We start from the raw sequence: 22,055 nt of genomic DNA on the forward strand, positions 1-22,055 counted from the left end.
TGGGCTCACATCGATCACCCGTGCCATCTAGGTATACCTGTTCACTCGGTTTGACATGAAGAGCGATCGCCCCCGCTGCCCACTCCCCATGTCCCCAAAAGACAAAAACGCTGAATGATAATTCATCCAGCGCTAACGTTTTATATGCGTTGCTCTCAGTCTCAGAGGAATCCTGATCTGCGCGTTCCCATTCGTTCAGAATCAAGCATTTCTCTTGACACAAATTGTAACAAAGAGCACAGACCTTTGATGATTAAACTTTGCGCATGTATTAGCCATAGATATAACTCTAGCTAATACATGGGCGATCGCCTCCTACCATGCCAGCGCCTAGACGAGCAACGAGTTGATGGGTCTAGTCCGTTCTATGGCTGAGATGGTCGGCATCAGACGAATCAGGAACAGCTTGAGTGGATGGTTCAGCATCGTCTGGATCCGGCAGCCCAGAAGGAGCGATCGCCTCTGGGGATTCAGGTAGATCGGGATCTGGCAGTGCCGGACGAGCGTCCGTGACCTCTTCCACAGCCGCTTCCACAATTTCTTCCGTCGCGACGGGTGCATCGGTTGCATCCAGCAGCATCACTTTCCCATCCGCATCTAGCCATGGAGAATCGTATCGATGCCAGGGCAAAATCGGCTCATTGGGTAGTTCATGGGTGAGAACGGTGATGTTTTCGGTATCAGGCTCGGGTAAACGAACTACTTTTTTGGCAGTCGCGGTATCCGCTTGATCATGAGTCATCAGAACTTCTCCAAAAGACTCCCGCTAACAGGTTGGGTAGGCGATAAGGGCAATCGGCACAAGCGGCGAGCTGCGCCAGTCTACACCAACACGGGAACTAATATCTATCTAGACCAGCACCCTTGCAGTGGGCTTATCTCCCATGGTTCGGTCTAGAATCCGGTATCTGTAGGCTCACCCTAGGCGCGAGGACAGTCTAAGGGGCGATCGCCCATGGAATGATTAGAACACATAGGCTGCCAAGATGTGAATCAACATGATGGTAGCAACGCTGAGGGTTGCGTAGGCAGCCAGTTGTAACGTTTTTGATACATCATCAACCCGCTGCTTGTTTGCATTATACGTCTCCGACCAATTGACCATCATCTGTAGCTGATACTCAACCGCCGACAGGGCCAGGTAGCGCTCTAGAAATTTACGATCTTCTAGGTTGGGGCTAACGGCCACCTGACGGGGCAGGAAGGCGCGCACGAGGAGGGTAAAGCTGATGAAAAAACCAATCACCTCGGCCACGGTAAAGGGGCTGGGAATCATCATCAGACGGGAGATGGTGAGGCTGGTGAGCAGAGCCCCGTTGGCGACAAACAGGATATTCAGTTTGGTGGTCAGCAAGTGGCTTTGTTCACGCTGCTCTTGCAGCACGATACGCACATCTCGAAAAGCCAGGGAAATGGTCTCTGGGGAGAGCAAAGGCTCATCTACGGTAGACGAGTCATGCTCCGGGGCGTCTCGATGGTTAGCCGGAGGGGCGATCGCTTCGTGGGACTCCACAGAAGGCTCTGGAGCGGGGCGATCGCTGGTATGAACAGGGTAATCAATCGTGGTCTGGGCGTTCAGACCATCGTCAAAGGACATCCAAGATGACATGGGAGGGTATGGGGAGGCGAGGCTGGGCGAAGGCAGTAGGGCACCCTACGCAGACTGGAGGTAGTCTACGACCGCTTGGGCGATCGCTTCGTTACCATTGATCGGCAGCAAGTCGGGAAGGCGAGGAGCTTGAACTGGAGCGTGTAAAAACTCCCAATTTCCCTGGAAAAAAAGCGCGGGGTCTATATCTTGATGATAAGCATGATTATGGATTCCTGCCAGTAGCAACGGCGCTTCGGCAAAGCCTTCTCGGGGCAGGGTACAGACCGCGGTGCCCACCCGACAAGCTTCGGCAAAGGTACCATAGCCGGGTTTAGCCAGGATGCGATCGCAGAGGGGCATCAAGTCTACCGGGCGATGGCGATGATCGGTGACCACCCGCAGGTTGTCCAATCGAGGAGCCTGGCGATTGAAGGTGATAAACTGCCAGTCTGGAAACTGCTGCACGGTTTCGTAGGGCACTTGCTCCAGTCCCAGGCCGCCAAAGGTGAGGAGGACAGTGCGTTTCTTGGGTTGGTCTAGGGCATAGTGCGATCGCAAAGCCTCTAGGTCACCCTCAGGGTCACTGCCCGTCAGCCCCACGTCGGTGATCTGGGGAAAGGCGCTCATGGATTCGTGGAACGGTAGACGAAAGAGGCGATCGCATTGGGAAAACTGTTCGGCAATCCAGTCGGCAATCCCCACAAAGTCCCCACCCCATGGGCGATAGATAAAATCCCAGCCAAAATTACTCGCCATCCAGCAGGGCACGCCAGCCCCATGGGCGATCGCCACGGCTAAGGGCGGAATATCGGCCAGCACCAGCTTGACTCGGTTTTGGCGAAGAAACTGCACTTCCGAGGCAATCACTGAGCGGGCCGTGGTCTGAATCCGCTGGAGCTGGGTCAGCGTTGCGCCGAGATCCATCTGAAAGCTATCGCCCTGCACCACCCCAATATCCAAGGCGCGAGGACGGTGAATGAAATGCCCAGACATCTGACGTTCCAGCAGCCAACGCGGAGCGGTCGTCGCCAGAATCACCACCACCTCGGGACAGAGCTGCTGAATGAGATTCACAACCGCCGTTGTGCGGGTCGTATGCCCAAACCCATGGTTGGTCATGGCGACATACAAAATGGGAGGGGTCATGCGGGTTAGTTTCCGTCACGGTGTCGAGTGGGGCCTCCTCCTTGCCGGAAGAAATTCTCCTCCTCGTCGTCTTGAGATGAGCCGGAGGTTGAATCTCGGGTGGGGCTGGGCGATGCGCTAGGCCGCGGTGTGGGCGCTGGCGCTGGCGCTGGACGCGGAGCAGGCGCTGGACTGGGAGCTGGACTGGGAGCTGGGCTGGGCTGGGGGCTGGGGGCTGGGGCTGGGCTGGGCTCTACACCAGAGGGCGATCGCTCCGGTTGCTCCGCTGGCGGTTCAGTGACGGGGGGCGCTTCTGGACTGGGAACTGCCGGCTCGTTCAGCAGATTGGATTGCCGAGACTGCATGATTAACACCGTTAGCCCCATAATCGCAGCCGCAGCGATCGCCGCCAAGCTCACAAATATCCAACCCCAAATTCCCCCCTGCGATCGCTGTGTGTGGACGGGATGAACCACAACAGCGGGCGGCGCAGACGGCACATGAGCTGGCACCATCGACGGCGAGCCAGAATAGCCAGCCATGGGAGCAGATGGCACATAGCCCGGCGCAACAGCCAGGGTGGGGCCCGTCATCGGTTGCGCAGCGGGTGGCGCGGGTTGAGGGGGTTGACTAGGTTGACTGGGTTGACCTGACTGGCCCACTGACTGGCCCAGACCATTAAGCACAGGGGGACTTGTCGGCGGGGCAGTCGTCACCCCCTCGGGCAACAGCGCCAGCCAGTCAGCGATCGTGGGCGGACGAAACTGGGGTTCGACGGCCATGCCTCGCATCACCGCTTGACTCACCGCCGTACTGATACTTGACTGCAGATCTCGGGGGGCAGCCATGGGCTGACGGCTCCGCAAAATGGAGGCAATGGGCACTTGGGCCGTCAACAGGGCATAGAGGGTAGCCGCGAGACCATAAACATCCGTGGCGGCGGAGCGTTTTTCTCGATGGGCATATTGCTCAATCGGGGCATAGCCCACCGACAGCAAACTAGTGTGCTCCTGGGTGACGCCGGGGGTAAATTCTCGGGCAATGCCAAAGTCAATCAGCACTACTTCATCAGTGCCGTCTCGCAGAATAATATTCTGGGGTTTGACATCGCGATGCAGCAAACCATTGCTGTGAACTAAGTGCAGCGCTGCGCCAATTTGACGAATGTAGTGAATGGCGATCGCTTCTGGCAAAGGCTGAAGGGGAAACACCACTTGGTCGAGGGTTTTCCCTGGAATGTAGTCCATCACCATATAGGGAATGCCGTCCTCCGTGAAAAAGTCACTCACCCGCACAATATTGGGATGGGTGCAAACGGCGAGGCGACGAGCTTCATCGCGGAATAAATGTTCTACATGGGCAAACTGAGGATGCTCACGATTGGCAGGGCTGAGGGTTTTAATCACCACTGTTTGCTGTAAATCTCGATGGGTCGCCCGATAGGTCGTACCAAAGCCGCCCTGTCCTAACACGTCAGATAGGGTATATTTTCCGTCTTGCAGGGTTTGCATCATCAGCGGATCAATCATTGGTCTTCGCCCTCATCCCACATCAGCCATAACCCAACTGCCTAACCCATACGACGCACCCAGCCAGCATCCCTAAACAGCATGATCCCATGAACTCACAGGATCCATGCCAGAGATATCTAGCCCAGTACCGCAGATATCCGTCTTTTGATTATCCGTCTTTTGATATAGTCCTTTCGTATGAAGACTATTGCCCTGATTCTAGCCCAGTCCATTTTAGCGAATGGTGACCGTGCAACCAACGGACAGGGCGATCGCTTGCCCAGCTTGCCAAGTACCGATCGGCTGATCGTTGATTCTGGGTTCTGGATCACCGCTAGGAGCGATCGCCTCCAGCCAGCCCCGCAAGCCCGTATTAGTGCCCGTATTACTGAATATTGTTGCGAATAGACGACAAGTTCACATTGCCAAAATTGGTGACTAGGGCAACATTCAGGTTCTCCAAGGATTTAACCAACCACAAAATTTCATCCAGGGTTTGGGATTCATAATGGTTGAACAAAATGGAGAAGCGGCGCTCTAGATGCGGCTTCACCTTTTGAGACAGCATGGCAATTTTCAGCAAAAGCCCCATGGTTTGCACCGGCCCTAGGTTGGTGATCAGGTCAATAAAGACAAAGTGACTTGGCTGCTGAGAACTTTCCACCACCAGAAAGTTGAACAACTGGCTGCAGGTGCGCACCAGCAAGAAGTCATCCACCTGGCGATCGTCACTTTCAGGGAAAATATTCTGAAGCTGATCGTACAGCTTCTTATTAAATTGCCGCCTGCCGTAGTCTGCCTCAATCGAGGTCGTTAAGTATTCATATAAGTCTGACTTGAAGGCGCGATAGGTGGGGTTGCCGCTCATGTGGGTGAGAAAATTTTGCGCCAAGTCGCGGTAGGTGTAAGACCCTTGCACCTTGCCAACAAACTGACGCACGGCGGTATACAGCTCGCGATCGCTCAAGAGGGTCGGGTTATTCACCGGTTTCACCAACCGCGCTGCCCGCTCATGGGAGGTGCGCGACGCAATTTGAGCACGACTCACCAGGTAGGTCATGTATTGCGATAGATCCGTTTCCAGCATGGTCTGACGCTGGGATTGGAGGGTGCGGATGGTTTGCTGGTGTTCTTGGGAGCTATTTTGGCTCAGCAAACTGTGGGGATAGAGGTAGGGATAACGGGTGATCAACTGCCCCAAGGGCGGATTGTCCCGATTGCTTTGCAGCTCATCGGTAATCACCCGCACCAACCGCTGCAGGGTTAGGTATTCCTCGGTATGGGTAAACTGCTTCACTAAGGTTTGCAGCCGTCGCAGAGAGGTGGCACGAAACCGACTGCCGCCCCCTGCCGCATCAACATGTTCAAACAAGGCCACCAAGTCAGCGATCGCCCCCTGTTGCCCCGGACTCATTTGCCAACGGTTCACCAAAATGTGGCAGCAGCGATTCAAAATATATTTGAACTGATCCGGCGACGACGTGCTGACAATTTGCGTCAGAGCAGCCACAACTTCTTCATCGGGATAGCCCCGCCCTACAATGAACAACTGGCGGAAGCGCTCAATCATTTCATCGGGGGTTTCCTGCTGCACCCACAGCAATAAATGCTCGTAGAGCAGTTGATCATTGGTGAGCGGCCCATGGCGTTTGAGGGTCGCCAGCGGCTGACGCAGGGGTGATAGGTAGGGCTGGTCTTGCAAAATGGTGGACTCGCCGCTGTCCAGAGGCGATCGCTCTGCAGCAAACTGGGGCTGTAGCACCGTTGCCTCATCATCATCCGCCGCCCGCCCCGGAGCAACATAGGGATGGGTCTGAAAAACCGTCGCCTCAGCATCATCCGCCACGGGGGGGCTAGAGGGTGCCTGCAAAACGGTCGCCTCATCCAGAGACGGGGAGGATGTGGGAGTTGGGCGAGGCGGATGGAGCGACAGCTCTAGCTTCCGACTAGCGGCCAAAAACTGCTGCTCTTGGCGACTCAGCGGCTTGCCCACCGACCAAGCCACCGCCCGCTGGAGCGCCTGCCCGGTTAACAACGAGGCCCGATCTTGCCCCCGCGACACCACCCAAGCAGCCAGCGCATCATAAAACGGACAAACCCGGTTCAGGTGAGAGTTCACCCAATCTAGGTTGAAAATCGCGGCATAAATACGGTTATAGACCCGCAAAACCGGCTGCTTAATGCGCTGCCCTGTGGCATAGGAAGCCACCAAGCCCGAGAGCCGCAGCTCCATCTGAGGCATGCTGGTATCCATGGGAATCTCGCCCTGCTGGAGAATGTGGCGGTAGAGGGCCAGCAGTTGCTTGGTCATCACCCCACCCTGCAAGAGGCGATCGCTGATGGTGCGGAGATGTTCTGGTTCGTCTTGGGCCTGCCAGTTTTCCAAAATGCGCGTGTGGACGAGGCGAGCGATCGCTGCCCGTTCCTGCCCCGGTTCAATAAATCCTAGGGTATACACCAGCCGACACAGCTTCTGGGTGAGAAACGGCTTGCCCCCCGTCCAGCCCAGAATCTCCATCATGACCTGCCGTGGATCTTGAGCATAGGCGCTCAGCCCCTGCATCAAGGGCAGACATTCATGGGGCTGAAAGCTGGTGAGATGTACCGCTCGCCCGATGTTAAACGGCGTGCGGTTTTTGTCTTTGATTAAATCGGAGGGAGAGGCCACGCCAAACAGGGCAAAGGTGAGCCGTTGGTAGGCAGGTTGATCGGCCCGGAAGTCGTAGCAGGCCCGTAGCGCAAAGAAAAAGTCATCAACGGAAAACTTGAGGCTAAGAATGCTGTCGATTTCATCAATAAAAATGACAATCGGCTGTTGGATCTGCACCAAAATCACCTGCTCCAGCAGCTCGCAAAAGCGCTGCACAGGGGACAACATGTCGCGATCGCGCCACCAGGTTCGTAGATTCACCTGATCGGCTAAATTAAAGCCCGTAATCAAGCTGCGAGCCAAGCCGGCATACCACTGCTCCGGCGTGAGGTCTTGACAGCCTACCTTGGTTAAATCCACCGCAACGCAAGCCACTCCAATCCGCTGGAGCCGCCGCATAGTCTGAACCCGCAAACTCGACTTGCCCATCTGCCGTGACGTCAGCACATAGCAAAATTCGCCGGCTTGCAACCCTTCATACAGGTCCTTATCAGCCGGGCGATGGACATAGGTTGAAGCATCGGCTGGCAGAGACCCCCCAACCTGATATGGTTCATCAGCCGAGTGACTTACGTTGTTCATGGATGCTTCTATACATTCGGCAATAACGCTCGCATCAAACGAAACATCGTCTCAGGTTCACCCCTTACAACTACTTGATTTTCCCAGCGATCTGCTCAGCAAAGCTACGGAAGTTGAGACGCCCCATGAACTGACTCCATGAGTTTACACTAGCTTTCCCTCTGCTCAGCGTCAGGCCATCACGAGCGATCGCCCCTCCCTAGGCGAGCAGCCTTACACAACCTTTGACCGCACTCGTTGCAGTAGAAGGTTAACGACCGGCAGGAAACCAGCAGATGATGCATAGGTTAGGCAGTAGTGACGAGTCTATGCCATGGATCGCAGGATCGGTAGGGGCACCGTTGAAGAGCAGGACGTGATCTAAGAAACCTGCGTTGCGACCTGCTAAGAGTGAAGATGTTCAAGCACAGGTAGAGATGGTCGATGATAGGTAGCCAAGGTGCAGCCTAACGTCAATCGTTCAAGAACTCCTAAGTCCCGTTTAACCACACCCCCACCAGGGAGAATTTCGTGAGACTCACTGGATGAATTGCTCTAGGTCATTCTCTAGGTCATTGAACATTTCTCTTGGCCCACGCCATGTCGTCCCGCAGCTTGATCCCCTCGCAACCTACCTATCGCAATCTATAGATCTCGACGGCACCTTCTAGACCTTGACTCACTCTTGGCATAAATGTTCGTGTTTGATGGTTGAATCTAGGTCTGGCAATGATGGTTAAATGACACCCTACTTCCAGTGTGCCCATATTGGTCGGGGAACTACTAGGGTGTCTCAGCGATCGCCTTTAGCGACTGGGTAAGCGATCGCGTAAATAATGGCGATACAAATAACAGCGGGGCACCACTTCATTGCCCTGTAAATGCACCAAGCCAATGCTGTGCAGCTTAAAGGCCTGGGTTGCATCGAGCCGTACCGGCCCATCCGCCGCCACCACCCGCGCCATGGCATCGAGCAGATCAGGATTCTGCTCCAAGCTCCACAAATGCCGACGCAGGTGATCCCCATAGAGCCCTGATTCGGTCGTTCCTTGATCGAGCAACCGTTCTAGGGTGATGTCCCGACGGGCCAGGTGGTAGAGCGCCAGGCGCACCAAGTAGGGATGCCCGCCCACAAGCGCCATCAGCCGATCCACATCCCCCATATCCCAAGCTAGACCATGGAGTTTGGCGAGACTATAGATTTGATCACCGCTAAACTCCGGCAGAGCCACAGGCGTGCCAACATTAAAGGGAGACTGGTTAATGTCCATGGGCACATAGACTTCCGTGGCATGAACCACCACCAAACGCAGCTTTTGCCAAATATCACGACTTTTGGCATCTTCGTGCCAGGCCCGCAGCAACACGAAGAAGTCAGCAGCAATCTCGGGATGCTGAAAGATGTAGTCCACTTCATCCAGCCCAATCACCAAGGGAGCATCCAACTGGCTCAGCAGATATTCCTCAAAGTAGGCGGTGCAGTTATCTTTGCTGCCAAAAATGTCGTCCCAGTAATCCGCCAGGCGGTTGGGCAACTGCAGCCGCCGTCCCACACTGGCACAGAACCATTTGAGAAATTGATCTAAATCCCGCAGGGCTCGATCATCGGCTAATTGCAAACTCAAGGGCACGGTGTGGTAGCGCTGCTGCTGGGCGTAGTGCAACACCCGCGTCATCAGGGATGTTTTGCCCATTTGACGCGGAGCTTTAATCCGCAGGAGCGCCCCCGGCTGGCTGATGGCTTCCTGGCAGCGCACCTCAACGGGGGGACGTTCGGTATAGAAAATCGAGGCTAGGTTCACCTGGCCCTCAGGCATTTCCGGCACAGCGATCGCGGGCAGTTGAATGACTCCGCTCCAAGGCTGTTCATCGGTGGTCGGTTCCTCCAGCGATCGCCCCTCCGACAGCAGCGCCAGCATATCCCGCACGAGGCCAGGCGTATCGGCATCGGAATGCCATTCCCAATGATGGATGCGATCGAGGTAGCCCTGCAAATTAATGAAGCCACTCAGGTTATAGTCCAGCAGAGCATGGCTAGGAAAGTTCACCCGAATGGGCACCATCTGCGGCTTGCGACTGCTGTTGTAGCCGCGTAGCTCCTTGGCGCGGCGCACCTCTTCAATGATCATTTCACTGCCCGCCGATTGGGCAGACAGGAGAAGGACGAAGTAATCACACTGGTTCAGCTCTGTTTCCAAGCGCTGGGCCCAGTGGTCGGAGAAATGGGTGCTTTCCCCAGCCATGAAAGCAGAATGCCCCGCCGCTGACATGGCCGCATAGAGCGTATGGGCCAGCTTGAGATCCGGCGATTGGTCGCGGTAGGACACATAGACCCGCTGACGCAAACTGACGGAGGGAGTGGGCGGAGCAATATGGTAGATGGGGACAGCCGACTGGATACCCTTGAGAGAACGCAACCCCAGATAGGTGACGGGCGATCGCACCTGATTGCGCACGGCATCGTAGACCGATTGGGAAAAGCTAATGCCGCCGGCCAGGGCCTCTTTCTGCAAGCGAGCGGCCATGTTCACCCCATTGCCCATAACATCCGTACCGCTAAAGATCACCTCACCGAGGTGGATGCCAATGCGATGCTTCAAAATATCCTCGGGTGGACAGCCCACGGCATGGTCTATAAAGCGCTGCTGAATCTCGATGGCGCACTGCACCGCCTGCTCAGCATTTTCGAAATAGACCAGCAGCCCATCCCCCAGCGACTTGAGAATTTTTCCGTCCCACTGCTGGCAGGCCTGCTGCATCACCCCATAATCTCGATGGATCATGGTGAACGCATGGGCTTCATTGTGCGCCATCTTAGCGGTGAAGGATTCCACATCCGTAAACATAATTGCCGCCAATGCTCGTTTTCCAGAGAGCAAAGGCGGAAGGGTAATGTTTTGGATGGGCTGGTCGTCAAGATCCATGATGAGATGAATCGCAGGGGAAGATGGCTGGTCTTACGGCAGAGCGATCGCTCAAGAGTTGGCTCAATAGGGCTCATGGAAAGAATGCTCTGCTCATCCAACACCGGCGCAATTTCGCTCACGTGCAGACGGCCGTTGGCTTCAACCTAGATCATTCCAACCTGGATTACTCCAACCTGGATCACTCCATCCATGGCCCCGATAGCAACCTCATCTTAGACGGCAACAGCACTCAGCGTAACAATCTTGGATCGCAGACTAGGATAGACCTGGTATGAACTGAGCATACCCTAGACGTTCCTAGATCATGGCCGTAGCCGGGCTGCTTATAGTCTAATGGCAAGCGATCGCATCCTCACACCATAGCCATGATCTAACGTCCATCCTCGTCAGCCAAGAGGGTGCGCAGAGTCAACACCTGGGGCGGGGTTGAATCTGGAGGATAGAGAAAACTCACCTCCACAGAGCGGCGATCGCCCGAAGGCAGCGTCAGCGTCACCAAGGGTTCACTTTGATCGCCCCGCTGCTGCACCAGGTGGACAAAGCGCGATTGAGGACGCCCGTCGTCATCGACATAGCTGACCTGCACGGTGCCGCGAAAGAACGTCTGGGTGGGCAAGGGTTCAAAAAAGCGCAGCCCATCTTGAGAAAGCATGTCTTCTTTGATTGGCGTTTGCAAACTTAGGGTCACGGTTTGAGCCACATCCGTTGGATTATGCAGCGGCATAAACAGGTTGTACTGAATGCCATAGTTGCCGTGGGCTTGGTAGGCCGTATCAGGATAGCGCACCAGCATCGGCGCAGTCTGCACTTGCCCTGTGCCCAAGCGTCCTGCCACCAAGGTACTGAGCCCATAGGACACCGCTTCGCCTGGCTCAGGAATCGTCAGGGTAGAGCTCTCCGGCGTATCCGACACAAAAGCATCCCATTGGGAGCCCTGGGCCACCCCCGCCACTCGCCCGTAGATGATCTGTCCTGGAGCATCCAGGGGCGTGGGGGGGCGATCGCGTCCGCCGGCCAAGTCACCCGTTTCCAATAGCGCTACCCAGTCCTCTAGAGAAGGCGCTTGCTCCTGCACCCTCGGCATCTCGGTATCTGGGTCACCTATCCCATCGGCATCGGCGTCCATTGCGGTATCTGGATTGCCCATCTGATCGGTGTCGGCATCCGCACCCATATCGGCATCCGCACCCAGGTCGGCATCCGCATCCAGGTCAACGATGACCTCGGCATAGTGGGCCAGACTCGCTAGGTAGATGGGTTGATCACTCCTGAGCCGCATCAGGGTCGATCGCCCGTTCAGCGGTGGATCCAGTTCAGCCACCGGAATCGGTGCATTTAACAACAGGCGATACTGTCCCGGCGGAATCGTCACCTGTGCCGGAAACAGCTCCTCCTGCCGTCGATTGCGCAACACGTCAGACATCACCCGACTGCCTGGCCCCGCAAACACATCCCCCCGAGGATTTTCTTCTAGAGGCGGCAGGGGAAAGAAGGGGGCATCGGGCTGACTCAGGTAGCTAGCTCCGTGCAGAATGCTGACGGTGGCATCGTTGTCGCCGGGGTTATAGGCCACAACGCCGATATACAGGCTAGTGAGATCCTCTGGATCGTCAGCCCGATAGACATGGTGGGCAAAGATATCAAAGCGTCCCTGAAAGGCAAAGTCGAGATGGGCGCTGGGATCGGCCATGCCCATGGGAGGGAAGGTGGAGAGCAAAATACCCTCCATTTGCACGAGTTCTGGACTGTTGCTGTTGAACACCGGAACAGAGTCGAGCTGCCCAGGCAGCGATCGCACCGATTGGGGCACCACAATTTCCTGAGGCTCGGGGGGAGCCGGTAGGTCAGCTAGCGTGAGAGTCGAGAGCAACATCCACATAACGGCGATTGGGTGACAGGTCTAGATTCTGTAAATACCTTGATTCGTCAGGGAAGTCAACCAAGGGCTGGCTATGACAAACTCGGTGCAGAATCTTTTGAAAGTCGTTCAAGATCGCCCAACGGTTCGCCTCAGTCAAAATGGGCACGTGGATAAAGAGGCATGGCAGATCGAGATGCTGGTCTCGAACGTAGCGCAGCATGGCGTAGTACAAATAATTGCAAACAAACCGACCGGCATCATGGCTGATCTGGGTCATGGTTAAACCATCCACCAGCCGATCTAAGTGGAACGGCGTGTATAGCGTCTCGCGGGGGGCGATCGCCCGTGACTCTAAATTCAAGGTCTGGCTACGTTCACTCATGCCGCAGCAGAGCAACACATGGGGGCGTATTCGATTCACGCCAGCGATCGCCTGTAGCGGAGCCTGCTGAAAATTCACGGGCAAATGCCGCAGGGTTTGCAGCGTGGGCAATACGGTTCGAGAGCGCAACAGCTCGGCAATCAAGTCATCTGAAGAATTCGAAGTCTGATGAGGCATCCAAGTCTGGAAAGACGTCAACAAAAGGGTTTTACCCATCGGTGTACTCCTCTTGAAACCCAGGTTTATCCAACCAAATTGATGAGTAGATGTCACGACGCAACCCCGTCTACGCTGCCCAGATGTCTGCTGGGATTTCCCCATCCATCTAGAGCGTGCAGCCCAATCCGGATAATTCGATGATGGTTCCTAGGATCACAGGTCTCAGCATGGCCGGACTGAACCCTAGACAGGTATCCTGTAACACCCCGAACCATGAAGTAGATGCTAGGTCTAGAGCCTCAGAAGCGATCGCCGCCCTTGGTCTAGGGACTCCAGAGATCGTTGATACCCTGAACTTGATGCCCTGAACCCAACGAGCGATCGACACCCCAATATCAAACTCCAGCCTTTTGACTCTAGCGCGTGTCTGAGGATGACACCCATCATCAGACATGATCATGCCCTTGATTTTCTCGATCATGTCAGGCCCTGTAGCCTAAGGCACATAAGGATCAAACAATTTTTTTCAATTGGTCAAAAATCTTAGCGAAAAAATTACAATCCGAGATCTATTTTCAGCTTAGAAATGCTACTGTTGTGGCCGCTTCTCCAGTTATCCTCCATCTCCTCCCAGCCTATGGTCGGCATCAGTGGGTCACAGCTAGCGTGGATTGCATTCACGTCGATCGCCATCACCGTGGGCGTGTTCGTGCTTTTGGTGGTACGCGATCGCTTCGCACCGCCCTCTGACGACCAAGATTCCTAAGCGTTTCATTTGCTGGTATATTTGTACTATCAACAGGTCGTAAGACCCTGCCTTCTGCTAGCAGAAGGCCCTACTCAGCTGCATTCTGCATCAGCCATGCCTGAGTTAGAACCATGGTGATGGCGATCGCTCTCCTAAAATGCCAAGGAGATACGTAATCCAGTTGGCAGTAGGGCCATGAGCACCATGTCATCATCATGGTCAAATCGCTCTGATGAGCGGTGTACGTTGACCTTTTATCGCGCTTCCCAGTCACCCATGGCGCACTATCAATGTTTTGTTGACCTCGGTAGCTCCAGTACCAAAGCAGTCATGAGCGACGGCATTGGCTTGTATGCCTTCAAATGTTCGCCCCTGGTTGCAGATATGCCACCTTCTGAACTCACGATCATTGAAGCGCAAGGAGAACAACTCGGCACAGGGTTAGAGTCTGTGAGCTATATCCAGCTCGCCCCCGACGATCCGGTCTATGCCCTAGGCGTTGATGCCCAAGGGAAACCCAATAAATCCACCAGCAATCTCCCCAAAAGCGCCCTAGCTCACTTGAAGGTGCTAGGGGTGATCGGTGAATTGGCCCATCGCTATGACCTCACTCGGGTTCCCCTCGATGTGGGCGTAGCGCTGCCGTTTAACGAATATTTAACCGACTATAAGCCGCTCACCCATCGCCTGTTGGGTCAAAAGTCGTTCACCTATCGCGGTCGCGAGATTGACTTAGATCTAGAGCAGGTGAAGGTCTTGCCGGAAGCGGCCGGCCTCGTCCAGTGGCGCAAGGTGGAAATGGCCCAGCATGGCGGGCTCAGCAACCAAACCTTTGCCGTTCTCATGTTTGGGCATCGTGACCTAAGTTTTCTCTTTTTCCGGGAAGGGAAACCGCCTCGGGGTGAACCGAGCAGCACAGAGCGTCTGGGCTTCCAGCAGGTTCTGGTCGCCATTTCCCAAGATATGCCCTGCAACTCCGATGATCCCTTCCTCTATGAAGCCTTGATCAAAGGGATGGGCAGTGTCACCTTCCCGTCTCGTCCAGGGCAGGTCTATCGATTGAGCGATCGCTTTGAGCAAGCCAAGGCCTACTATTGGGATCTGGTGAAGCACCGTCTCGATGAATGGTTTGCGGCGGTGGATGTCCCCCATTATGAAGTGCTGATCAGCGGCGGCGTAGCGGCTATCCTACAGGCCGATCTAGAAGAATATTTTGAGGATCGATCCGCCTTTTGCACCGTCAACTGGCTTGATCATCTCAAAGAAGAGGTGGCCGGCGCGCTAAGTCTGCCATCGGAGATTGAGCAAATCCGCTTTAGCGATTGCTATGGTGGCGCAAAGTGGATGGCTCTGAAATTTCACAAACCAGCCAAGGCAGGAGGTTAGCGGTGGTGGCACGGAAACGAATTTCGATTCGGTTTGAAGCCGAGGCACACACGGTTGAAGGACGATTGCTGGACTACCTCAAGGAACATAAGCTGCTCAACTATCGAGACGCGATTGTGCGGGCGACCAAGGCCTACTACGTGCCCTGGGTCTATGAGGGAGAACTTTCAGAAGAAGAGCTGCGATCGCTGGCCCAGGGAGCGATCGAGGAACTAGAGTTTCGCATTTTCCAAATTCGTAAGCACTTTTTAGGCGAAGGCAGTGAGCCATTGGACATGCGCACGCTGCCCCCCAGTCCAGCAGAACGCAGTTCCTCTCGGTCAGACATCTCTCGGGAAACGCCTGCCGATCCCGCACCGGTGAGACCCCTATCGTTGAAAGACGTGATTGACCATACCAACGTGGATCCCTCGGTGCTGGATGACTTCTAGCGACGCACCAAGGACGTTTGGGGAACATAGTTCGCCGGATTCTGCGCCACCCACCCTAGATCAGAATTGGTACGCACTTCAAAATGCAGGTGCGGAAAGGAGACGAGACCAGTCTCCCCCACCGTACCCACCTGTTGCCCCTGCCGTACCTGCTGCCCTACGGTGACCTGAATACCATCAAGCTGCGCATAGCGGGTTTGCAGCCCTTGGCTATGGTTAATCACCACTAAGTTGCCGTAGTTACCTTGCTCGGCAGCAAAGGCCACGGTGCCAGATCCCACTGCCAACACCGACGTTCCGGAAGCCGCCGCCAAATCCACACCGCTGTGAAAGACAACCTCCCCACTGATCGGGTCAATTTGCCAGCCATAGCCCACTGCCACCTCGACAGGCTCGGAGAGGGGATAGCCGTTGATCGGTGAATCATCCAGGGTAGAAGGCGTGGCGGCAGAGCTTGGTGACCAGTTGACGCCAGGGATGAAGGCCATAGCGGCAGGCGATCGCACACAGCCATTCACCTCAAACAGCACGTCAGCTCGCACATTATATTGACGAGACACATCTTGCCAGGTGGTGCCGCTGGGCACCGTCACCCGAATACCGTTGTAGGGCGGAATCTGTAGAGACATACCGTTAGATACATTGCCCTGCTGCAAGGCTGGATTTAAGCCCATCAGCGTCGATGGAATCAAGCCATACTGCGCAGCGATCGCTTCTAGGGTTTCCCCCGGCTGCACCACATGGGTTTGAATCCGCGCTAGGGCCGGCAGGCCACACAGCGTCTCAGGGTCACCGGCAGGGATGTCTTGAGCGATCGCTTGCCCACTCCCCATAGCCAACCCTAGGAGAACGGCGATGCTGCCCAACTGTTGATATGGTCTACGTCGTCGCATTGTACTGACCCCACATACTAACCCCGAACTGTGTCTCCCATTTCATCATATCGAATGCATCCAGCAACGATGGCCAGCCTATGCCAGCAGAACGGCTTACAAGACTTCCCAGGCATAGCGTCCAGCCGTCAAACCTTGGGGCGAGCGATCGCCAACCCAGCCTAGAGAGCACTAGGACAGTCCTACCCACCACCACCCGATCCATCCGGACAGGCGCAGATCCTTCGGCAATTACACCCCTGACCTGCCTCGAAAATTCGCTAGACTTGTGCCATAGAGATGCGGTGAGTACACCGATGGGCAAGAACTATGGGCACATTGACTCGACAACTTGGGATTTATCTCATTCTCCTAGCCGCTGGGGGGGGTGCAGGCTGGGCCGGCAACCAATACCTCAATGCCAGGCAAGAAACCCTGAATCCAAGCGTATCCGAGACCGCTGAGACTGAAACCATTACACCGCTTGCTGCCCGTCCCGAGCCCACTGAAGCGATCAGTCCTTCAATTGCCGCTGTCAACAACAATCCCAATTTCATTGCCGATGCCGTGGAGAAAGTTGGGCCGGCCGTTGTGCGCATCAATGCCTCTCGTCGTGTTGCATCCGGCATTCCTGACGGCTTCCCCAATCCCCTGCGCCGCTTCTTTGAAGACGACACTCTCCCCTTGCCCGAAGAGCGCATTCAAGAGGGAACAGGCTCCGGATTTATCCTCAGTGCTGATGGGCAACTGATTACCAATGCCCACGTCGTTGAAGGGGCCGACACCGTTGAAGTCACGCTCAAGGATGGGCGTACCTTTCAGGGAGAAGTCCTTGGCACCGATCCAGTCACCGATATTGCTGTGATCAAAATTGATGCGGTTGATTTGCCCACTGTCACCCTAGGCAACTCCGAAACCCTGATTCCAGGACAATGGGCGATCGCCATTGGCAACCCCCTAGGGTTAGATAACACGGTCACCGCCGGCATCATCAGCGCCACCGGACGCTCCAGTTCCCAGATTGGCATTCCCGATAAGCGGGTACGATTCATCCAAACCGATGCTGCTATCAATCCAGGCAATTCAGGCGGCCCCTTGCTCAACGATCGCGGCGAAGTGATTGGTATCAACACGGCCATTCGCGCCAACGCCCAAGGTCTTGGATTTGCCATTCCGATTGAAACGGCTCTGCGAGTTGCCCAGCAGTTAGTGGAAACAGGTCGGGTTGAACATCCCTTCTTGGGCATTCAGATGGTTGACCTAGACGACAACTTTAAGGCTCAGGTGTCTAACGATCCAACGATCCAGATCGATGACGATCTCGACGAAGGCGTCGTGATCATTAAGGTGATGCCAGATACCCCCGCAGATAATGCCGGACTGCGGACTGGAGATGTCATTCTCAGCATGAATGACGTACCTGTAACCACAGCCACTGACGTGCAGGCCCAGGTCGAGCTCAGTGGCGTTGACGAAGATATTGAGATTGGCATCAACCGCAATGGCGAGCTGGAAACCATCTCAGTACGCACCGGCACCATGCCCGATAGTGGCATTAACTAGTCTTAGGCTGTAGCCCAAACAATAAGGCGATCGCTTCCTGCTAGAGCGATCGCCCAAGGGTTGAACCAGCAAGGCTAGCTAGATCGCCAGATCCCTAGCCCATCCCCTCGCCGAGCTATAGTTTTTCGATGAGACGCTGCACAATTTGCATCCCCGTCAGCGCCTGCCAACCAAAGAGCCCCACCAAGCCAACGTTCAGGGCAATATGGGTATAGCGGGCCCAGCCTTGCCCCTTTTGCATAAATGGTGACAGGGCCGCCGATGTCGCAATCAAGCCCGTCATGCCTAAGCCAGCCAACAGGTGAGGGCCCACAAACAGCTTACCGTTGTTGATGTAGGTCACCCCCATACCGCCAATGGTGCCCAACACCATCAGGGCTAAAAGCACCGCCCCAATTTGATGGTGCTTGACATTAAACTTGCCTTTGATCAGTTCTTTCTTCGCGTCTCCCTCCGCCGCGCGGGTACGACGAATTTGCACCCCAAGGTACAGCGCATAAATCGTGAGACCAAACAGCACCCACATCAAAATCGGGTGGAAAAACTGGCTCCACACTTTAATCGATTCTGGAATTTCAAAACTCATACGATCTACCCCTCGATTAGAATACCGTCATAAAACTTATCATACACAGTTCCCCCAGGCTCGATGGCGATCGCCCCTCTCGCACCCAAACCCTCTAGGTAGAAAGGCCGAAACCTTCCCAACCCTAGAGCGGCGAAGAATCTTCGTCCGGTTCCGAATCAAGACCCGAAAAATGGGTATCGTCACCAGACGAGCGATCGCTCTCTTGAGGGGAGTGATCCTCAATCAGTTCATCAGGAACGCTTAGGTCTAAGCGACGAATTTGCACATGGTGGAGGCGCGGGCCCTCGGCGGAGCAAATCGTGAACTCCAGCTTGCCGTAGATAAAAGTTTCTCCTTGGGGCGGAATTTTTTGCAGATGGTAAATAATAAACCCCCCCAAGGTTTGGTACTCTTCCGTAAACGGCAGGTCAAAATTCAAGAGATCATTGACCTCCTCCAAATCCATTTGAGCCTGCACCATCACGGTGCGATCGTCCACAATCTGCATCTCCGGATCTTCAGAACTTTCGCGCTCCGGTGGGTCTCCAATAATCTCGTTAATCACATCTTGGAGCGTGAGCAGGCCAGCCGTTCCGCCAAATTCATCCACCACCATCACCATGGCCTGCCCCGATCGCTGCATCAAGTGCAGTAGCTCATTCAGGGGTGTATATTCGGGAACAAAGCGTGCAGGACGAATCCAATCTTGAATGGGGCTATCCAGGGTAAGGTGCCCCTGGGCCAAGGGTTCTGCCAATTCCTTAAAGTAAATCACGCCACAGACGTCATCCAACGACTCCCCTGTCACAGGGTACCGGGAGTGCCCCGACTCGGCGACCTCCCCCAGCAAAGTACGGAAGGTGGCATCTTTAGGAAGTTCAACAATACTGGTGCGCGGCACCATCACTTCCCCCGCCGTCACTTCGCCAAATTCAAACACGTTGCTGAGTAACTGCCGCTCTTCTGCCTCCAGTCCTGGCGATTCTGCCGAGGTGTTGATGATCAAATGCAGTTCCTCTGGGGTCAAACGGTTGGACCAAACCTGTCCTGTATATTGAATCCCCACCAGCCGCAGCAGCCAGCGCGTGGATTGATTGAGAATCCAAATAAACGGATTAAAAATACGGGCGATCGCCAAACTAGGCGTTCCCAAAAATCGCGAGATCTGCTCCGCGTACAGCATCGCTACAGCTTTAGGACAGAGTTCTCCTAAAACAATTTGCAGGTAGGCAATTAACAGAAAAGCTAGGGGAACCGCAATGGAATGGGACAAAAAGTAGCTGATGGGGCTGGGCAAGGGCGAGACTGCCATGGAGCGCACCAGCAAGGTCGCCATGGTACTTTCCCCAATCCAGCCTAGGGCCAAACTCGATAGGGTAATGCCCAGCTGGGTTGTGGATAAGAGTCGCTCAATGCTGCGCTGCAAATCTTGAACAGTTTTCGCCTGCACATCACCCGCAGACACCAGTTGATTAATCCGCGATCGCCGCACGGAAACAATGGAAAACTCTGCTGCGACAAAAAAACCGTTGATAGAGATCAACAGCAGGACGAGCAATAACCGCATACCTGCATCCGTGGCCGTCAAGGGCACAGGAGATACAGCGGTCATGACACAAAAAGGTTGAGGCATGATGAACACAGAGGAGGCAGGAAGCGTGTTATACCAAGTCACCAAACAAGAGCAGCACCATAAGTTAGACGTTGAGGCATACAGAACCACGTCCTAGCTGAACTCTACAGCAGGACGCTCTATCATGGCTATCCAATTGTGAAGCATCCGTCTGGGGATGCTCAGACGACATCTTCAAAAGCCTTCACCCGGTGGCTCAAGTCCTTCGCCCTCATTGGAAAAAGATGGTTCCTCCAGCACCTCTGGCTCATCCACCCAGTTGTTCTCCGCTGGAGATGGCTCAGATAGGTCATTCACAGGCGTCGCAGCCTGTCCATCCACCGGCTCATCTGGAAAAGGCTCTGCCGTGATCTGATTATCTTCAGAGGGTTCCTCCGCCCCCATCACTGGCTCACGAGATGGCTCACTGGCCGGAGGCTCAGACACTGGCGATGCCGCTGGCGACGTTACTGCGGCGGTGGGCGTATTGCCAGCCATACGGCTTTTTGCGTTGTTGATTAACTCGTCTTCATTGAGAATGGCGAGACCACTCTGGGGGGCACTTTCACCATCACTGGCACCCACTTGCCCCGGACGAGTTTCGGGTTGGGTGACACCGCGCAGCGCTTCCCGTCCTAGGGTATAGCCCCAGGAGCCACTGACGACCCCAGCACCAATCATCATGGAGAGCAAAATGAGGGTTAATCCAAGCGTCGGGTTAATTCTGATCATGGGGGACATTAAAAATGATAGGGATGGGGAGTGGCACAACACACAGCCAGCCCGGTCAGCCAAGGAGAGCCTTACACCAATTTAATGAGGATGCAACATGGGATGTAGTGGCATGACACATCTAATGTAGTGTATTAGAAAAACCTGGAAACCACCTTTCAACAAGGCTTGCAAGTATTCCCTAATGCATCTTTTTAGCTGTGTTTTGCCAGTAGAGTGTGTTAGCGAAGCGTAACGCGCTGCAACCCCTTAGCCAGGATGCGTGATGCGATCGCCAACGCATCCTAACAATCCTGCGCATGTTTCAAGATAGTGGGTATCGGCAGCTTAGGGCACTAGGCCTACGAGCATAGCAACTACTGGTCGAAGATGCTACGCACTATCTGATGAAAACCAGATCAACACCCACTGCACGCACGGGTTAAAATGAGAACCATATTGGTCTATCCCAGGGTTGGCCGAGCGGATTAGGCAGCGAACTCATAATTCGCTTTAGGCGGGTTCAACTCCTGCACCCTGGATTCAACGTTTATCACGAGGCATTCCCGATTAGGATTGAAAGAATGCGATCGCTGCTATCCTTGCCCATGGATCGGCCACAGGTTGATGGTGCCGGTTGATGCTGCAGTCCAATACCTGGCGGTCACCCCAGAGGTTGATCCGGGGAGCGATCGCCCGTGGCAACCTATTGTATTCCCTCTTCTTTTCTCCGATGCCAGATATTCAGTTTCAAACCGAGCCTACTCTGTCCCTGACGACGGCTCCCATCAACGATCTGCGGGCCTATTTGCTGACCCTGATTTGCCAGGTGGCCTATCGCGAAGGCGACTTTTTGCTCACCTCCGGTCAACATACGGATTACTACATCAATGGTAAACAGGTCACCCTCCATCCCCAAGGGGCGATCGCTGTGGGGCGGGTGCTCTTGGCCTCAATTCCAGACCAGGCGATCGCCGTGGCGGGGCTGACGCTAGGAGCCGACCCCATGGTGACTGCCGTCAGTGTGGTCGCGGGCTATGAGGGGCGATCGCTGGCGGCGCTGATTGTGCGCAAAGAAGCCAAGGGCCACGGCACCCAGGCCTATATTGAAGGCTTGCCCCTGCCGGCTGGCAGTCCAGTCGTTGTCCTAGAAGACGTGGTGACCACAGGACAGTCGGCCCTCAAAGCCGTAGACCGTCTACGCAGCCATGGCTATCAGGTGGATCGGGTCTTGGCCTTGGTCGATCGCAACCAGGGCGGCCGCGAGCTGTACGAACAGCACCAGCTCCACTTCGAGGCCATCTTCACCGTGGACGATCTGCGCCAGGAGTGGGCTAAGCTGCATGGAGCGTCCCCATCGAACCCATAAGCCATCCCATTGAGGTGGAGTATTCCAC

20 protein-coding genes and 1 tRNA gene are annotated in these 22,055 nt (G+C 55.1%); 9 read left to right on the forward strand and 12 right to left on the reverse strand.

The window, feature by feature from the left end:
* Positions 1-355: 355 nt before the first annotated feature.
* The 4 genes from JUJ53_RS16230 to JUJ53_RS16245 form a co-directional block, all read right to left on the reverse strand.
* On the reverse strand, positions 356-742 hold the full coding sequence (locus tag JUJ53_RS16230; RefSeq protein WP_204153083.1) for a hypothetical protein: 387 nt from the start codon (positions 740-742) through the stop codon (positions 356-358).
* Positions 743-964: 222 nt separating this feature from the next.
* The gene (locus JUJ53_RS16235; protein ID WP_239125123.1) at positions 965-1,609 is read right to left on the reverse strand and encodes a hypothetical protein; all 645 of its coding nucleotides are present in this window, start codon (positions 1,607-1,609) and stop codon (positions 965-967) included.
* Between the two features lie 45 nt (positions 1,610-1,654).
* Positions 1,655-2,737: a glycosyl transferase gene (locus JUJ53_RS16240; RefSeq protein WP_204153084.1), complete on the reverse strand. Its 1,083-nt coding sequence runs from the start codon at positions 2,735-2,737 to the stop codon at positions 1,655-1,657.
* Positions 2,738-2,742: 5 nt separating this feature from the next.
* Positions 2,743-4,245 (reverse strand): serine/threonine-protein kinase, encoded by a 1,503-nt coding sequence (locus tag JUJ53_RS16245; protein WP_204153085.1) that lies wholly within the window; start codon positions 4,243-4,245, stop codon positions 2,743-2,745.
* Between the two features lie 180 nt (positions 4,246-4,425).
* On the opposite strand from JUJ53_RS16245, the gene JUJ53_RS16250 reads away from it, so the two are divergent.
* Positions 4,426-4,635, forward strand: a complete 210-nt coding sequence (locus tag JUJ53_RS16250; RefSeq protein ID WP_204153086.1) for a hypothetical protein — start codon at positions 4,426-4,428, stop codon at positions 4,633-4,635.
* Here the strand turns inward: JUJ53_RS16250 and JUJ53_RS16255 are convergent.
* A complete protein-coding gene (locus JUJ53_RS16255) occupies positions 4,613-7,459 on the reverse strand; it encodes an AAA-like domain-containing protein (RefSeq protein WP_204153087.1) in 2,847 nt (948 codons plus the stop codon). The genes JUJ53_RS16250 and JUJ53_RS16255 overlap by 23 nt on opposite strands.
* A gap of 785 nt (positions 7,460-8,244) precedes the next feature.
* Complete coding sequence (locus JUJ53_RS16260) at positions 8,245-10,362, reverse strand: AAA-like domain-containing protein (protein ID WP_204153088.1); 2,118 nt, start codon at positions 10,360-10,362, stop codon at positions 8,245-8,247.
* A 23-nt stretch (positions 10,363-10,385) separates the two neighbouring features.
* Here JUJ53_RS16260 and JUJ53_RS16265 point away from each other — a divergent pair, with 23 nt between their 5' ends.
* Positions 10,386-10,640, forward strand: a complete 255-nt coding sequence (locus JUJ53_RS16265) for a hypothetical protein (RefSeq protein WP_204153089.1) — start codon at positions 10,386-10,388, stop codon at positions 10,638-10,640.
* Between the two features lie 95 nt (positions 10,641-10,735).
* Here JUJ53_RS16265 and JUJ53_RS16270 read toward each other — a convergent pair whose 3' ends face one another.
* Together JUJ53_RS16270 and JUJ53_RS16275 are read right to left on the reverse strand one after the other, a co-directional pair.
* A complete protein-coding gene (locus JUJ53_RS16270) occupies positions 10,736-12,244 on the reverse strand; it encodes a DUF3370 domain-containing protein (RefSeq protein ID WP_239125124.1) in 1,509 nt (502 codons plus the stop codon).
* Complete coding sequence (locus JUJ53_RS16275; RefSeq protein ID WP_204153091.1) at positions 12,210-12,785, reverse strand: peptidase C15; 576 nt, start codon at positions 12,783-12,785, stop codon at positions 12,210-12,212. Before JUJ53_RS16275 ends, JUJ53_RS16270 begins: the two co-directional genes overlap by 35 nt.
* Before the next feature lie 619 nt (positions 12,786-13,404).
* On the opposite strand from JUJ53_RS16275, the gene JUJ53_RS25180 reads away from it, so the two are divergent.
* From JUJ53_RS25180 to JUJ53_RS16285, 3 genes are all read left to right on the forward strand, one after another.
* The gene (locus JUJ53_RS25180; RefSeq protein WP_275415783.1) at positions 13,405-13,533 is read left to right on the forward strand and encodes a hypothetical protein; all 129 of its coding nucleotides are present in this window, start codon (positions 13,405-13,407) and stop codon (positions 13,531-13,533) included.
* A 258-nt stretch (positions 13,534-13,791) separates the two neighbouring features.
* Positions 13,792-14,901, forward strand: coding sequence for a ParM/StbA family protein (locus JUJ53_RS16280; RefSeq protein WP_204153092.1), 1,110 nt, complete (start codon positions 13,792-13,794; stop codon positions 14,899-14,901).
* Between the two features lie 5 nt (positions 14,902-14,906).
* Positions 14,907-15,332: a hypothetical protein gene (locus tag JUJ53_RS16285; RefSeq protein ID WP_204153093.1), complete on the forward strand. Its 426-nt coding sequence runs from the start codon at positions 14,907-14,909 to the stop codon at positions 15,330-15,332.
* Here JUJ53_RS16285 and JUJ53_RS16290 read toward each other — a convergent pair.
* Positions 15,329-16,225, reverse strand: a complete 897-nt coding sequence (locus tag JUJ53_RS16290; RefSeq protein ID WP_204153094.1) for a M23 family metallopeptidase — start codon at positions 16,223-16,225, stop codon at positions 15,329-15,331. The genes JUJ53_RS16285 and JUJ53_RS16290 overlap by 4 nt on opposite strands.
* A gap of 30 nt (positions 16,226-16,255) precedes the next feature.
* Here JUJ53_RS16290 and JUJ53_RS25185 point away from each other — a divergent pair, with 30 nt between their 5' ends.
* Entirely contained in the window at positions 16,256-16,390 is a 135-nt protein-coding gene (locus tag JUJ53_RS25185; protein WP_275415784.1) for a hypothetical protein, read from the forward strand.
* A 144-nt stretch (positions 16,391-16,534) separates the two neighbouring features.
* A complete protein-coding gene (locus tag JUJ53_RS16295) occupies positions 16,535-17,767 on the forward strand; it encodes an HhoA/HhoB/HtrA family serine endopeptidase (protein ID WP_204153095.1) in 1,233 nt (410 codons plus the stop codon).
* A gap of 115 nt (positions 17,768-17,882) precedes the next feature.
* On the opposite strand, the gene JUJ53_RS16300 is transcribed toward JUJ53_RS16295, so the two are convergent.
* The 3 genes from JUJ53_RS16300 to JUJ53_RS16310 form a co-directional block, all read right to left on the reverse strand.
* Positions 17,883-18,353 carry a DUF4079 domain-containing protein gene (locus JUJ53_RS16300; RefSeq protein ID WP_204153096.1) on the reverse strand — a complete coding sequence of 157 codons (471 nt, stop codon included), beginning with the start codon at positions 18,351-18,353 and terminating at the stop codon, positions 17,883-17,885.
* A gap of 124 nt (positions 18,354-18,477) precedes the next feature.
* The gene (locus JUJ53_RS16305; protein ID WP_204153097.1) at positions 18,478-19,947 is read right to left on the reverse strand and encodes a hemolysin family protein; all 1,470 of its coding nucleotides are present in this window, start codon (positions 19,945-19,947) and stop codon (positions 18,478-18,480) included.
* Positions 19,948-20,142: 195 nt separating this feature from the next.
* On the reverse strand, positions 20,143-20,679 hold the full coding sequence (locus tag JUJ53_RS16310) for a hypothetical protein (RefSeq protein WP_204153098.1): 537 nt from the start codon (positions 20,677-20,679) through the stop codon (positions 20,143-20,145).
* A gap of 448 nt (positions 20,680-21,127) precedes the next feature.
* Here JUJ53_RS16310 and JUJ53_RS16315 point away from each other — a divergent pair.
* Together JUJ53_RS16315 and pyrE are read left to right on the forward strand one after the other, a co-directional pair.
* Positions 21,128-21,200 (forward strand) — tRNA-Ile (locus JUJ53_RS16315).
* A gap of 191 nt (positions 21,201-21,391) precedes the next feature.
* Positions 21,392-22,027 carry an orotate phosphoribosyltransferase gene (gene pyrE, locus JUJ53_RS16320; RefSeq protein ID WP_204153271.1) on the forward strand — a complete coding sequence of 212 codons (636 nt, stop codon included), beginning with the start codon at positions 21,392-21,394 and terminating at the stop codon, positions 22,025-22,027.
* The last annotated feature ends 28 nt before the right edge of the window (positions 22,028-22,055 follow it).

Source organism: Leptolyngbya sp. CCY15150 (assembly GCF_016888135.1).
Classification (GTDB): Bacteria; Cyanobacteriota; Cyanobacteriia; order RECH01; family RECH01; genus RECH01.